Source organism: Hymenobacter sp. BRD128 (genome assembly GCF_013256625.1).
GTDB lineage: Bacteria > Bacteroidota > Bacteroidia > Cytophagales > Hymenobacteraceae > Hymenobacter.
In genome coordinates, this window is sequence record NZ_CP053908.1 from 150,146 (window position 1) to 163,935 (window position 13,790).

Below are 13,790 nucleotides of genomic sequence, written 5' to 3' on the forward strand. Positions count from 1 at the left end.
CGGCGGTAGCCGAGCCGGCGCCCGTAGCGGCGGTGCCCGTAGCTACGCCCGTTCCCCCCCCGCGCCAGTTGCGGAACCTAAGCCGGCTGCGCCTCCCAAAGCCCGCAAGCCGGCCCCCACGACCGCCGATTTTACGGCGCCGGCCTGGGACCGCCACGAGGGCGTGACGGCCACCGGGTGGAGTCTGTTCTCGCTACTCGACCGCTTCACCGGGCTCGATGGGTTGTTTCGGGAGGGGCTGCCGGTGCGCTACCTGCCCAAGCTGCTCTTTGGGATGCTGCTGGTGCTGCTTTATATCGGCAACACCCACTACGGCAACCGCATGAACCGTAACATTCAGCGGCTCAAGCAAGAAACGGAGGATTTGCGCGCCGACTACACGACGCTGAAATCGGACTACATGGAGGCGAGCAAGCAGAGCGAAGTGGCCCGCAAGGTGGCCGCCATTGGGCTGATTGAAAGCTCGTCGCCCCCCTTCCGCATCGCGGTGCCCGCCGGTCGGCTCGACGAGGCGCAGCTCGAAACCATGCCCGTGCTCACGGCCGACACCCTGGCCGCCCGCGCCGCCCGCGACTCGGTCGCCTCGGCCAAAGCCGATTCTATTCAGGGCCGGGCCCGCCGCCAGCAGCTCGGCCTGCCCGTTGATGATGAGGCGCTGGAGCTTGGCGCGCCACCGCCTGGCTTGTCGCCCGAAGATTCGGCTAGCGCTACTGCTGGCGTAGGTAAGTCACTGACTACAAACAGGAAATCTGGCGCTGGCAAGGCAGAAAGTAAATCTAATAGTACAAAAAAGTACAAACCAGTTCAAGGCGTAGGCGGTCAGAAGGCCAAAGCTACCGCTTCTAAAAAGTCGTCCCATGAAAGGCAGCGTTAAGAAATCCATCGTCACGCGGGTGCGGCTCGCGTTTCTGGGGGTGACGCTGTTTTCCGGCGCCGTCGCCTGGAAAATCTCGCACATCCAGTATCAGGAAGGCGCCAAGTGGCGAGCCCTGGAGCAGGAGCGCCGCATCAGCTACCAGCCGGTGCCGGCCACGCGGGGCAATATTTACTCTGATAATGAGAGTATTATGGCTACCTCGCTGCCCTTCTATCGGGTGGCCTGGGACCCGGCGGTGGTTGACGACCAGGTATTCAAGGCTAACGTGGATTCGCTGGCCTGGCACTTGGCGCACTTCTTCCAGGACCGTAGCGTGGGCGAGTACAGCCGCAAGCTTCAGGACGCCCGCAAAGACGGCGCGCGCTACATCCGGCTGAATTCGCGGCAGATTAACTTCCAGGAAAAGAAGGAGTTAGCCACTTGGCCCATCTTCCGGGCCAAGCGCAAGGGCGGCGTCATTTTCGAGAAGGTTGATAAGCGCTTCCGGCCTTTTGGGGGGCTAGCCCAGCGCACGGTAGGCTTCGTGAACGAGGATAAGAACGGCGCGGGCCTGGAAGTTACCTTCCAGCAAAAGCTGGCGGGCAAGCCGGGCGAGGCGCTGTTTGAGCGCGTGCCGGGCGGCTTCAAGCCCGTGTACGACGGCACCGAAATCAAGCCCCAGCCGGGCTACGACGTGAAAACCACCCTCGACATCAACCTGCAAGACGGGGCCGAGGATGCGCTTTACAAAGCTCTCGTGGCCAACGACGCCAAGTACGGCTGCGTGATTTTGATGGAGGTGAAAACCGGCGAAATCAAGGCCGTGGCCAACCTGGGCAAGGCCGAGGACGGCACGTATAAGGAGGATTATAACTACGCCTTTGCCGACCAGGGCCGTACCGAGCCGGGCTCGACTTTCAAGCTGGCCTCCATGACGGCGGTGTTTGAAGCCGACCCTAACCTGCAGCTCGATGACAAGGTGGATACCGGCCCCGGCCGGATGTTCATCGGTGGGGCCGTGAAAACCGACTCGCACGCCAACGGCCGCATCACGGTGCAGCAGGTGTTTGAGAAGTCGAGCAACATCGGGGTGGCGCGGCTGGTGCAGGAGCACTTTGCCGGCAACCCCACTCAGTATACCGACTACCTCAAGAAATTTGGGCTGGATAAGCCGCTGGGCTTTCAGATGAGCGGCGAGGCGCTGCCCTACGTGAAGGACCCTAAAGACCGCAGCTGGAGCCGCACCTCGCTCTCGACCATGGCCATCGGCTACGAGTTGAAGCTGGCGCCTTTGCAAACGCTGGCTTTCTACAACGCCGTGGCCAACGGCGGCGTGAAGGTGGCGCCCATGATTGTGAAGGAAATCAAGCAGGCCGACCAGGTGGTAGAGCACTTCGATACGCAGGTGCTGAACCCCAAAATCTGCTCCGATGCCACCCTGCGCAAGCTGCACGCCATGCTCGAAGGCGTGGTGCTGGAAGGCACGGCCAAAGCCATTCGGCCCAAGGACTACAGCATCGCGGGCAAGACGGGCACGGCCTGGAAGTTCAAAAACGGCCGCTACACCAAGACGTACTCGACCAGCTTCTGCGGATTTTTTCCGGCCGATAAGCCCAAGTACAGCTGCATCGTGGTGATTGACTCGCCGAGCAAAGGCCGCATCTACGGCGGCGACGTGGCCGCGCCGGTTTTCCGCGACGTGGCCGACCGCTGCATGGCCCGCGACCAGGCTAGCCAGCGGCCCATGCTGGCCAGGGTGCCCGCCCGCCGCACGCCCGTGCCGCTGGTGCGCGCCGGCTTGCAGCAGGAAATCGCGCTGGTGTGCGACCGCATCGGCCTGCCCGGCCAGACGCACGCCACCGGCGGCGAGGAATGGGTGCGCGCCACCGCCGCCGCCGATACGGCCTTCGTAGCTCGCACCGTGTCGCTGCGTCCCGATGCCAGCGTGGCCCACCCCGGCCGCATGCCCGACGTGCGCGGCCTCACGCTGCGCGACGCGCTGTTTTTGCTCGAAAACCGGGGCCTGAAGGTGCAAGCCAGCGGCTCGGGCCGGGTGCGCGAGCAGTCGGTGGCGCCTGGCGACTTTGCCAAGCGCGGCCTCTTGGTAGGGCTGGTGCTGGCGCCCACCGCCGCGCCCACGGCCGCGCCGCTAGCCCTGCCCGCACCCGTGCACACGGAGGTGGCAGAAAACACACTGCTCATCCCGGCCGAGATGCCTAGCCACGTGAAAGCGACGAAGCCGAGCGCGCCCGTCAAGTCGGTGGCAAAGCCGACTACTGCCAAAGTCAAAGCTGCTACCGCCAAGCCCGCTACCCCAGCCGCCAAGCCCGCACCAGCAGCGCTGGCCAAGGCTTCCGCCAAAGCAGTTAAAAAGCCGGCTAGCCCTTCTGCCAAAGAAAAATCAGCCAAGCCCAAAAAACCGGCCACCGACAACAAGGCCGACAGCCGAACGACTCAGCGCACCTCAGCGCCAACCTCAGCGCCCTCTGCGGGAAAAATCGTTGCCAAACCATCCAAGCGCGCCTGATGAACCTGCCCCTTTTCTCCCTGCTCGCCGACACGCCCGTGCTAGCCCAGCACGGCCGCCCCGACGCGCCCGTAACCGGTCTCACGCTCGATTCGCGCCAGGCTGGGCCGGGCCTGCTGTTTTGCGCCCTGCGCGGCACGGCCACCGATGGGCATAAGTTTATCGACAAAGCGGTCGGGCAGGGGGCGGCCGTTATCATCTGCGAAGAGCTGCCGGCCGAGCTGAACCCCGCCACCACCTACGTGCAGGTGGCCGACAGCGCCGCCGCGCTCGGGCCGATTGCCAGCGCCTTCTACGGCCACCCCTCGCGCCGGCTCAAGCTGGTGGGCGTGACCGGCACCAACGGCAAAACCACCTGCGCTACGCTCTTGCACAAGCTGTTGCGCGAGCTGGGCTACCACGCCGGCCTGCTGAGCACGGTGCAAAATCAGATTGACGAAACCGTTATCCCGAGCACCCACACCACGCCCGACGCCATCCGGCTCAACGAGCTGCTGGCCCGGATGGTGGCTGCCGGCTGCACCCACGCCTGCATGGAAGTGAGCAGCCACGCCGTGGCCCAGCACCGGGTAGGGGGGCTGCGCTTTGCGGGCGGGATGTTTACCAATCTCACCCACGACCACCTCGACTACCACGGCACCTTCGATAATTACCTGAAAGCTAAGAAAGGCTTTTTCGATGCGCTGCCCCGCACCGCGTTTGCCCTCACTAACGCCGACGACAAGCGCGGCCCGGTGATGCTGCAAAATACCCTAGCCCGCCGCGCTACCTACTCGCTGCGCTCGGCCGCCGACTTCCGCGCCCGGCTGGTAGCCAATGAGATGCACGGCCTGCTGCTCGAACTGGATGGCCGCGAGGTGCATTTCCGCCTCATTGGCGTGTTCAATGCCTACAACCTGCTGGCCGTGTACGGCGCCGCCGTGCTGCTGGGCGAAGACCCGACCGAGGTGCTCACCATCCTCTCGGGCCTGACTACCGCGCCCGGCCGCTTCGAGCCAGTGACAGTGCCCGGCCAGCCAGTTTCGGGGCTGGTGGACTACGCTCATACGCCCGACGCCCTCGAAAACGTGCTCCAAACCCTGCACCAGACGCGCCGCCCCGAGCAGCGCATCATCACGGTGGTGGGCTGCGGTGGCAACCGCGACGCTGCCAAGCGCCCCATCATGGCGCGGCTGGCCGCCCAGCTCTCCGATGAAGTCATCCTGACTTCTGACAACCCGCGCGACGAAGACCCGCTAGCCATCCTCCAGCAGATGCAGGCCGGCCTCACGCCGCCCGTCGATGCCCACACCCAAACCATCGCCGACCGCCGGGCCGCCATCCGGGCCGCCGTGGCCCTGGCCCGCCCCGGCGACCTCGTGCTGGTGGCCGGCAAAGGCCACGAAACCTACCAGGAAATAAAAGGCGTCAAAACCCACTTCAACGACCGCGAAGAGCTGCGCGCCGCGTTGCTAGCGGCACCTCACGGAACCCCTCCGGGGCTAGCCCCGCTCCAAAAGAGGGGAGGGCCTAGCCTTTAGCCTTAATTTTTGTCTTTCACAACTTCATCTTTCACAACCTAGCTGGCCTAAAAACTAGAAACTAGTCCCCCCTCTCTTTTGAAGAAGGGGCTAGGGGTGAGGTTTACCGTATGCTCTACTATCTCTTTCGCTACCTGCACGAACACCTTCACCTCCCCGGCGCGGGCGTGTTTCAGTACACTACTTTTCGCGCCGCGCTCTCGGTTATTGTGTCGCTGCTTATTGCGCAGTTTTTTGGTGCGCGCCTCATTCGTGTGCTGCAAAAGAAGCAGGTCGGGGAAACTATCCGCGACCTGGGCCTGCAAGGCCAGAACGAGAAAAAAGGGACGCCCACGATGGGTGGCCTCATTATTCTGCTGGCTATTCTGGTGCCGGTATTACTATTCGCCCGGCTGCGCAATATCTACATCATTCTCATGCTGCTCAGCACCGTGTGGCTGGGGCTCATCGGTTTTCTCGACGACTACATCAAGGTCTTTCGCAAAAACAAAGAAGGACTGAGTGGCCGCTTTAAGGTGCTGGGCCAGATTGGTTTGGGCCTGACGGTGGGTTGGGTGCTCTACTACAGCAACGAGGTGACGGTGCGCGAATACCTGCTGCCCAACGGCCAGTACTCGGCCATCGATGCCACCAAAATCTGGAAAGACGTGCACCTGACCCTGACCACCGTGCCATTTATGAAAAACAACGAGCTGAACTACGGTGACTTCTTCTCGAATGCGCAGCTCGTGTTCAAGGACTTCTACGGCCTGCTCTACATCCCGCTGGTTATCGTCATTATCACGGCCGTGAGTAATGGGGCCAATATTACCGATGGCCTCGATGGGCTGGCCGCCGGTACCTCGGCCATTATCGGCCTCACGCTGGCCATTTTTGCCTTTGTGAGTGGTAATGCCTTGTTGGCTGATTACCTGGATGTTATGTTCATTCCTGATTCTGGAGAATTAGTTATTTTCTGTACGGCTTTCGTGGGCGCCTGCATCGGCTTTCTCTGGTATAACTCCTACCCGGCGCAGGTTTTCATGGGCGATACCGGCTCACTGGCGCTGGGCGGCATCATCGCGGTGCTAGCCCTCATTGTGCGCAAGGAGTTGCTGATTCCGGTGCTGTGCGGGGTGTTTCTGATTGAAAACCTGTCGGTTATCGTGCAGGTGAGCTGGTTTAAATACACCAGGCGCAAGTACGGCGAGGGCCGCCGCCTGCTGCGCATGTCGCCGCTGCACCACCACTACCAGAAGCTCGGCTACCACGAATCCAAAATCGTGTCGCGCTTCTGGATTGTGGGTATTATGCTGGCCGTCATTACGTTGGTTACTTTGAAATTGCGTTAAAAAATGACCGAGCACGCTCAACATATCGTCATTCTGGGGGCCGCCGAAAGTGGCGTGGGCGCCGCCCTGCTAGCCCAGGCCAAGGGCTTCGGCGTGTTCGTGTCGGACCGGAGCGCCATTCAGCCCCAATACAAGGATAAGCTGACGCAAGCCGGCATCGAGTTTGAGGAAAATCAGCACTCGCTCGACCGTATTTTGCAGGCTAGCGAGGTTATCAAAAGTCCCGGCATTCCGGAGAAAGCGCCCGTTGTTAAGGCACTGCGCGAGAAGAACATCCCGATTTACTCCGAAATCGAGTTTGCTAGCCGCTACACCAAGGCGCGCTTCATCGCCATCACCGGCACCAACGGCAAAACCACTACTACGCTGCTCACTTACCACCTGCTGAAAAGCGCCGGGCTGCCCGTAGGGCTAGCCGGCAACATCGGCTATTCGCTGGCCGAGCAGGTAATCGAAGACAAGCACAAGTATTACGTGCTGGAATTGAGTAGCTTCCAACTCGACGATATCAAGGATTTTCACCCTTGGATTGCGCTGCTGCTCAACATTACGCCCGACCACCTCGACCGCTACGAGTACTCGCTCGAAAAGTACGCCGAGGCCAAGCTGCGCATCGCCGAAAACCTGGTTACCGACGACTACCTCATCTACAACGCGGATGATGAGAACATAGAGCGCTTTTTGAAAACGGCGTTTATGACAGCGTTCACGCTGCCGTTCAGCCTGCACCACCGGCCCGATTACCACCTGGCGGCCTACTACGAAGATGATTGCACGCTGCGCTTACACTTGCCCATCGAAGACCGGCACCCCGATAAAGTGAGTATCAAAAGCTCGCCGCTCATCGGCCAGCACAACCACCAGAATATGGCCGCCGCCATCCTGGCCGCGCGCGTGGCCGGGGTCTCGCCCGCCCAGATTGAAGCCGCGCTGCGCACGTTCAAGAACGCCGACCACCGCCTGCAGCTGGTGCGTGAATTGAATGACGTTCAATTTGTTGACGACAGCAAGGCTACCAACGTGGAAGCCGCTTGGTATGCGCTCGACGGCATCAAGCGGCCCATCGTCTGGATTGCGGGCGGCACCGACAAGGGCAACGATTACACCACGATTCAGCCCCTGGCCGAGCAAAAAGTAAAAGCCCTTATTTGCCTCGGCGTGGATAATGCCAAGCTGCGCGCCGCGTTTGATGGCAAGGTGCCGCACGTGGCAGAAACCCAAAGTATGGCCGACGCTGTGCAGCGCGCCGCCGCCCTGGCTAGCCCCGGCGACGTGGTGCTGCTTTCGCCCTGCTGCGCCAGCTTCGATTTATTTAAAAACTATGAGGACCGGGGCCGGCAATTTGCCGCCGCCGTGCAGGCCCTAGCCCCGACCGAATCTGCGCCATCAGTTTAATCTTCCAACTCTGCGATTTATGGAAACCCACCGCCTCACTTGGCTCCAGCGCAACCTCAAGGGCGACCCGATTTTGTGGGCCATCGTCATCCTGTTTTCGCTTATCAGCATTGCGGTAGTGTACTCGGCCACCGGCACGCTGGCTTACCGCAACGAGCTGCATGGCCGCACCGGCTCGGTCGAGCTTATCGTGCTTAAGCACAGCAGCTTAATATTTATTGGTCTGGGCCTGATGTGGCTAGCCCACCGCATCGACTACCGGCACTATTCGCGCCTGTCGCTCTACGCGCTGCTGCTCTCGGTGCCGCTGCTGCTATTCACCTATTTCATGGGCGGCGAGCTCAACGGCGCCTCGCGCTGGCTCACCATTCCGGTTATCAATCAGACCTTTCAGCCCTCCGACCTGGCCAAGTTGGCGCTCATTACGCACCTGGCTAGCATGCTGAGCCGCCGCCAGCAGCACCTGCACGATTTCTGGAGTACCCTGTTTCCGGTAATGCTCTGGGTAGGAGTTATTTGCGGACTCATTGTGCTCTCCAACGCCTCCACGGCACTGCTACTGTTTCTCACCTGCCTGCTGCTCATGTTTATTGGTCGCGTGCCCATCAAGCAGATGCTGGTGATGGTAGCCATCGGGGCTGTATTAGGTGGTGCCGGGCTAGCGGCTGGCCAGCGCCTGGGCACGGTAATATCGCGCTTGTCCACCTTCACCGACCCCAATAAAAAGCTCTCGTTTCAGTCGGAGCACGCCCGCATTGCTATTGCCACGGGCGGCCTTACCGGCAAAGGCCCCGGCAAAAGCACCGAGCGCAATATCATGCCGCACCCGTATTCCGACTTTATCTACGCCATTATTATCGAAGAATACGGCATGATTGGCGGCCTATTGGTGCTGTTTCTCTACCTGGCTTTTTTATATCGAGGATTAAAAACCGTGATGAATAGCCAGGGCGCTTTCGGCGGCCTGCTCTCGGCGGGGCTGTGTTTCAGTTTGGTGTTGCAGGCAATGGTAAATATGGGCGTGGCCGTGGGGCTAGGCCCGGTTACCGGCCTGCCGCTGCCGATGCTGAGCATGGGTGGCACCTCCCTCATTTTCACTGGCTTAAGCGTGGGTATTGTATTGGCCGTGAGCCGGGGCGAGCGCGAAACCCGCCCCATGACCGGTGAGCCCGCCGACACCGCGCGCATCACAAGCAAGCGGGTACAGTATGCTTAATGCTACTTATCGTTGCGGCGCAGGCGCGCAATGCCGAACTATTTTAATCGACTAAAAAATGAAATTCATTATTTCCGGCGGCGGCACAGGCGGGCATATTTTCCCGGCGGTGGCAATTGCGAATGAAATTCGGCGGCGCCAGCCCGACGCCGAAATTTTATTCGTCGGGGCCAACGGCCGCATGGAAATGACGCGCGTGCCGGAGGCCGGCTATAAAATTGTGGGGCTGGATATTACCGGCTTGCAGCGCCGCCTCACGCCGCAGAATATTTTATTTCCGGTGCGGGTATTTCGCTCGGTGCGCAAGGCGGGAAAATTAATTCAGGAATTTCGGCCCAACGCGGTGGTGGGCGTGGGGGGCTACGCCTCGGCACCAGTATTACTAGCGGCTACTTCGCGCGGCATTCCGAGCCTGATTCAGGAGCAGAATTCTTACGCGGGCCTGGTAAATAAATTGCTGGGCCGCCGCGTAAGTAAAATATGCGTGGCCTACGACGGCATGGAGAAATTTTTTCCGACCGATAAAATTGTGCTCACCGGCAACCCCGTGCGTACCGAAATTGCGCACGGCAGTCGCGCCGAAGCGTTGCAATTTTTTAACCTTGACCCCAGCAAGAAAACGCTGCTCGTCATCGGCGGCAGCCTGGGCGCCCGCACGCTCAACCTGGCTACCGCTGTCGCGCTGCCGCGCCTGCGGGAGGCCGGCGTGCAGCTGCTCTGGCAAACCGGCAAAATTTATTTTCCCGAGGCCCGGCAGCAAGCCCAGTCCTACGCCGCCGACCGCCTGCAAGCCCTGGAGTTCATCCAGCGTATGGACTTGGCCTACGCGGCGGCTGATGTGGTTATTAGCCGTGCCGGTGCCCTCTCAGTATCAGAGCTTTGCCTTACTGGTAAGGCGAGCATCCTGGTGCCTTCGCCCAACGTGGCCGAAGACCACCAAACCAAAAATGCGCTGGCCCTGGTGGGCAAAGGCGCCGCCGTGCTTATTACCGACGAGCACGCGCCCACCCGCCTCTACGACGAAGCCCTGCGCCTGCTGGCCGCCCCCGACCGCCAGCAGCAGCTCAGCGAGCGCGTGCGCGAGCTGGCCCGCCCCGATGCCACCACAGCTATTGTAAACGAATTATTTAAGCTAATAAAAAAATAAAAGAAACGTCAAGCAAGCGCGATGTTCTACTAATAAAAGATGCAGCAATTTCCTTACATATTTTTTCTCGGTATCGGTGGCATTGGCATGTCGGCACTGGCGCGTTGGTTTAAGGCTAATGGTCACCAGGTCAGTGGCTACGACAAAACCGAAACGCCCCTTACACTAGCCTTGCGGGCCGAGGGAATTGCTGTGCATTATGCCGATGCCGTCGAAAATATTCCGCTGGAAATTCGGGAAAATAAAGCCCTCACTTTGGTGGTGCTCACGCCCGCCATTCCGGCCACCAGCCTGGAGTGGGCGTGGCTGCGCGAGCAGGGTTACGATATTCGCAAGCGCAGCCAGGTACTGGGCGTGCTCACGCAAGGACGGCCCACTATTGCGGTAGCCGGCACCCACGGCAAAACCACTACCAGCAGCATGGTGGCTCATTTGCTACACCACGTCGGCCTCGACGCCGGTGCCTTTTTAGGTGGTATTTCCGTAAATTTGGGGTCGAATTTATTATTGCCCCAAAGCCCCGGCTCGCCCGTGGTGGTGGAGGCCGACGAGTACGACCGTAGCTTTCTGACCCTGTACCCCGATGTGGCCATCGTCACGAGCACCGATGCCGACCACCTCGACATCTACGGCGAGCAAAGCGCGCTGGTAGACTCTTTCTGTCAGTTCGTTAGCCAGATAAAGCCGGGCGGCACGCTGCTGCTCAACCACACTGCCGACCCGCGCGTGGCTGCCGCCGTGCCGCCCGGCACGCGGGTGCTGCGCTATGGCCTCACGGCCGCGCAGGGTCCCGATTTATTTGCCGCGAATATTACCGCCGAAGGCCACCAGTTTCACTTCGATTTGCACGGCCCGCTAGGGGTGATGCCGGGCTTGAAACTGGCGGTGCCGGGTTTTCACAACGTCGAAAATATGCTGGCGGCCGCGGCCGCCGCGCAATTATTCGGCGTGACTGAAACGCAACTGTCTGAGGCCGTGGCGGCCTATCAGGGCGTGAAAAGACGCTTCGAATTTATCGTAACCGGCCCCGCTAAGGTGTACGTAGACGATTACGCTCACCACCCGCGCGAAATTGAGGCTTTCCTGCGCTCGCTGCGGGCGCTGTATCCGGACAAGAAGTTGCGCGTTATTTTTCAGCCCCATTTATTTTCCCGCACTCGTGACTTTGCCGAGGGCTTTTCGCGCAGTTTAAGCTTAGCCGATGAAGTGGTGCTGCTGGATATTTATCCGGCCCGCGAGCTACCGTTACCCGGCGTTGCGGCCGCGATGCTGCTCGATGCTATTACGTCGCCAGCTAAATCCTTGCAAACCAAGGAGCAAGTATTGGAAAATACCAAAAATAATTCTACATTTGACATCTTAGCCACCGTAGGAGCCGGTGATATTGATACGCTGGTGCCGCAGTTGAGAAAGATTTTAGAACATGAGGGTGTAAAGAAATGAAAATGAGGGAGTATGAAGACTGTAATTGCCTTTTATACATTACTTTCTGCCCCAAATTATTGAGTCGCTTAAAAAATGGATAAGTCTGTTCGCAATTTGCTGGTCGCGCTTGCCTGCCTGCTTGGGCTAGGGGGGATGGCTACGTTTGCGGCCCTGCGGCAGGCGCATCGCCCGGTGCAGAATATTGTGGTGAACGTGGCCAACGAGTTTGATAATTATTTTATTAGCGAGCGCGGCGTCACGGCGCTACTTACCAACGGCGGCAAGGAGCCCGTAATCGGCACCGTGCCCGAGGGGCCGCGCCTGCGCGAGCTGGAAAACCGCCTTAAAAAGCATCCCTTTGTGCGCGATGCGCAGGTATACCGCGACCTGGCCGGCAACCTGCACGCCGATGTGCATCAGAACCGCCCCATTGCCCGCCTCGTGCACCCCGACGACCGCCTCGACAGCTACGTTGATGCTAATGGCCAGCGCCTGCCCCTCTCGCCGCTCTACACGGCCAGGGTAGCCACGGTGAGCCGGGCCGGTGGCGGCACGCTGCCCACCACTTTTTTTCAGGATAGCACCAGTCGCGGCTACCTTGACTTTCTGCGCTACGTCGATGAGCACCCCTTTTGGAAGGCGCAGGTAGCCGAGGTTTTTGTGGAGCCCGGTGGCAAGCTCAGCTTTACTCAGCAAGTGGGCGACCAACGTATCGAGTTTGGCACACCGGAGAATATTTCAGAAAAATTCGCGAAATTGATGGTATTTTACCGACAAATTCCTTCGGTGCTTGGCTGGGATACGTACCATCGCGTCAACGTAGAATACCAAAACCAAATAATTTGCGAGTAGTAACTGCTTGGCAATCAAAAATCTGATTTTCACACCTTTTGCTAATTAGTTTAGCTACTGCTCTTTCACTGCCCACTCCGCTCTTATGCAACAAGATAAAATCGTCGTCGGTCTCGACATTGGCACCACGAAAATCTGCGCCTTGGTGGGCCGTAAAAACGAGTATGGCAAGCTCGAAATTCTGGGCATGGGCAAAGCCGTGTCGGAAGGCGTGCAGCGCGGCGTCGTGCTCAATATCGACAAAACCGTGGACGCCATCAAGCGGGCCATCCGGCAGGCTGAAGAGCAATCGGGCATCGATATTGGCGTGGTAAACGTGGGCATTGCCGGGCAACACATTAAGTCCTTGCAGCACAACGGCTCCATCACGCGGCCTAGCGGCGACAACGAGATTACCCAGGACGACGTGAACCGCCTCACGGCCGACATGTACCGCTTAGTAACCCCGCCCGGCTCGCAGATTATCCACGTGATGCCGCAGGACTACAAAGTTGACTTTGAAGGTGGCGTGACGGACCCCATTGGCATGGCCGGCGTGCGCCTGGAAGGCAACTTCCACATTATCACGGCGCAAAGCGCAGCTATCAATAATATTAACAAGTGCGTAACCAAGGCCGGGCTAGCCATTGCCGACCTCATTCTGGAGCCGCTGGCGTCGAGCGTATCGGTGCTGAGCGACGAGGAGAAGGAAGCCGGCGTGGCGCTGATTGACATTGGCGGCGGCACTACCGACCTGGCCGTGTTTAAGGATGGCATTATTCGCCACGCGGCGGTGCTGCCATTTGGGGGCAATATTATTACCCAGGACATCAAGCAGGGCTGTAACGTGACGCCTAACCAGGCCGAGCAGCTGAAGGTGAAGTTTGGCAAAGCCATTGCCGAGGAGGCTAGCGACTACGAAATCGTGAGCATTCCCGGCCTGCCCAACCGCCCGCCCAAGGAGGTGTCGCTCAAAAACTTGGCGTACATCATCGAAGCCCGCATGTCGGAAATTATCGAGCTGGTATATGCCGAAATCTACCGCATGGGCTTGCAGGACCACCTTTCGGCCGGCATTGTGCTGACGGGCGGCGGCTCGCAGCTCCAGAACCTGGAGCAGCTTACCGAGTACCTCACCGGCCTCGACACGCGCATCGGCTACCCCAACCAGCACCTGGGCAAGGGCAAAATCGAAGCCGTAAAGTCACCGATGCACGCCACCGGCGTGGGCCTCGTGCTGGCCGGCTACCAGGCCCAGGACGAGCGCCTGGCCCGCCCCGGCTACGGGGAAGAGGAAATGGCCGCAGCTCCCTACAGCTACCAGCCCGCCGCGCACGCCCCGGCGCCGGTAGTGCCCAGCTTTGTGCCTGCTCCGGCGGCGGCTCCCGCCGCCCCGGTGGCGCCGGCCGCTAGCACCCCTGAGACGCCCAAGCCCCCAAAAGAGCAGAAGGGCCTGAAGTTTTTGGGTGACATCACCCGCAAGCTGAAGGGAATTCTGATTGATGATTTTGACGATAAACAGTATTAATTAAGTTGTCATGC

Annotated in this window: 10 protein-coding genes; all 10 read left to right on the forward strand. The window is 59.9% G+C overall.

What is annotated here, in order from left to right; genetic code table 11:
- Window positions 1–163 precede the first annotated feature (163 nt).
- Window positions 164–874 (forward strand): FtsL-like putative cell division protein, encoded by a 711-nt coding sequence (locus tag GKZ68_RS21630; RefSeq protein WP_217275291.1) that lies wholly within the window; start codon window positions 164–166, stop codon window positions 872–874.
- Window positions 858–3,383: a penicillin-binding protein gene (locus GKZ68_RS00885; RefSeq protein WP_173109850.1), complete on the forward strand. Its 2,526-nt coding sequence runs from the start codon at window positions 858–860 to the stop codon at window positions 3,381–3,383. The genes GKZ68_RS21630 and GKZ68_RS00885 overlap by 17 nt, the downstream gene beginning before the upstream one ends.
- On the forward strand, window positions 3,383–4,903 hold the full coding sequence (locus GKZ68_RS00890) for a UDP-N-acetylmuramoyl-L-alanyl-D-glutamate--2,6-diaminopimelate ligase (RefSeq protein ID WP_173109852.1): 1,521 nt from the start codon (window positions 3,383–3,385) through the stop codon (window positions 4,901–4,903). The genes GKZ68_RS00885 and GKZ68_RS00890 overlap by 1 nt, the downstream gene beginning before the upstream one ends.
- A gap of 110 nt (window positions 4,904–5,013) precedes the next feature.
- Window positions 5,014–6,234, forward strand: a complete 1,221-nt coding sequence (mraY, locus tag GKZ68_RS00895) for a phospho-N-acetylmuramoyl-pentapeptide-transferase (RefSeq protein ID WP_173109854.1) — start codon at window positions 5,014–5,016, stop codon at window positions 6,232–6,234.
- Between the two features lie 3 nt (window positions 6,235–6,237).
- The gene (murD, locus tag GKZ68_RS00900; RefSeq protein WP_173109856.1) at window positions 6,238–7,629 is read left to right on the forward strand and encodes a UDP-N-acetylmuramoyl-L-alanine--D-glutamate ligase; all 1,392 of its coding nucleotides are present in this window, start codon (window positions 6,238–6,240) and stop codon (window positions 7,627–7,629) included.
- Window positions 7,630–7,648: 19 nt separating this feature from the next.
- The gene (locus GKZ68_RS00905; protein WP_173109858.1) at window positions 7,649–8,845 is read left to right on the forward strand and encodes an FtsW/RodA/SpoVE family cell cycle protein; all 1,197 of its coding nucleotides are present in this window, start codon (window positions 7,649–7,651) and stop codon (window positions 8,843–8,845) included.
- Between the two features lie 58 nt (window positions 8,846–8,903).
- Window positions 8,904–9,992: an undecaprenyldiphospho-muramoylpentapeptide beta-N-acetylglucosaminyltransferase gene (gene murG, locus GKZ68_RS00910; RefSeq protein ID WP_173109860.1), complete on the forward strand. Its 1,089-nt coding sequence runs from the start codon at window positions 8,904–8,906 to the stop codon at window positions 9,990–9,992.
- 39 nt (window positions 9,993–10,031) lie between these two features.
- Window positions 10,032–11,435 (forward strand): UDP-N-acetylmuramate--L-alanine ligase, encoded by a 1,404-nt coding sequence (gene murC, locus GKZ68_RS00915; RefSeq protein ID WP_173109862.1) that lies wholly within the window; start codon window positions 10,032–10,034, stop codon window positions 11,433–11,435.
- A 75-nt stretch (window positions 11,436–11,510) separates the two neighbouring features.
- Window positions 11,511–12,269, forward strand: coding sequence for a cell division protein FtsQ/DivIB (locus tag GKZ68_RS00920; protein ID WP_173109864.1), 759 nt, complete (start codon window positions 11,511–11,513; stop codon window positions 12,267–12,269).
- An 85-nt stretch (window positions 12,270–12,354) separates the two neighbouring features.
- Complete coding sequence (gene ftsA, locus GKZ68_RS00925; RefSeq protein ID WP_173109865.1) at window positions 12,355–13,776, forward strand: cell division protein FtsA; 1,422 nt, start codon at window positions 12,355–12,357, stop codon at window positions 13,774–13,776.
- The last annotated feature ends 14 nt before the right edge of the window (window positions 13,777–13,790 follow it).

Excerpts from the sequence above, each read along its gene's own strand:
- ftsA (WP_173109865.1), top strand. The coding sequence starts at position 12,355 with ATGCAACAAGATAAAATCGTCGTCGGTCTCGACATTGGCACCACGAAA.
- GKZ68_RS00890 (WP_173109852.1), top strand. The coding sequence starts at position 3,383 with ATGAACCTGCCCCTTTTCTCCCTGCTCGCCGACACGCCCGTGCTAGCC.
- murC (WP_173109862.1), top strand. The coding sequence starts at position 10,032 with ATGCAGCAATTTCCTTACATATTTTTTCTCGGTATCGGTGGCATTGGC.
- murD (WP_173109856.1), top strand. The coding sequence starts at position 6,238 with ATGACCGAGCACGCTCAACATATCGTCATTCTGGGGGCCGCCGAAAGT.
- GKZ68_RS00885 (WP_173109850.1), top strand. The coding sequence starts at position 858 with ATGAAAGGCAGCGTTAAGAAATCCATCGTCACGCGGGTGCGGCTCGCG.
- GKZ68_RS00905 (WP_173109858.1), top strand. The coding sequence starts at position 7,649 with ATGGAAACCCACCGCCTCACTTGGCTCCAGCGCAACCTCAAGGGCGAC.
- mraY (WP_173109854.1), top strand. The coding sequence starts at position 5,014 with ATGCTCTACTATCTCTTTCGCTACCTGCACGAACACCTTCACCTCCCC.
- GKZ68_RS00920 (WP_173109864.1), top strand. The coding sequence starts at position 11,511 with ATGGATAAGTCTGTTCGCAATTTGCTGGTCGCGCTTGCCTGCCTGCTT.
- murG (WP_173109860.1), top strand. The coding sequence starts at position 8,904 with ATGAAATTCATTATTTCCGGCGGCGGCACAGGCGGGCATATTTTCCCG.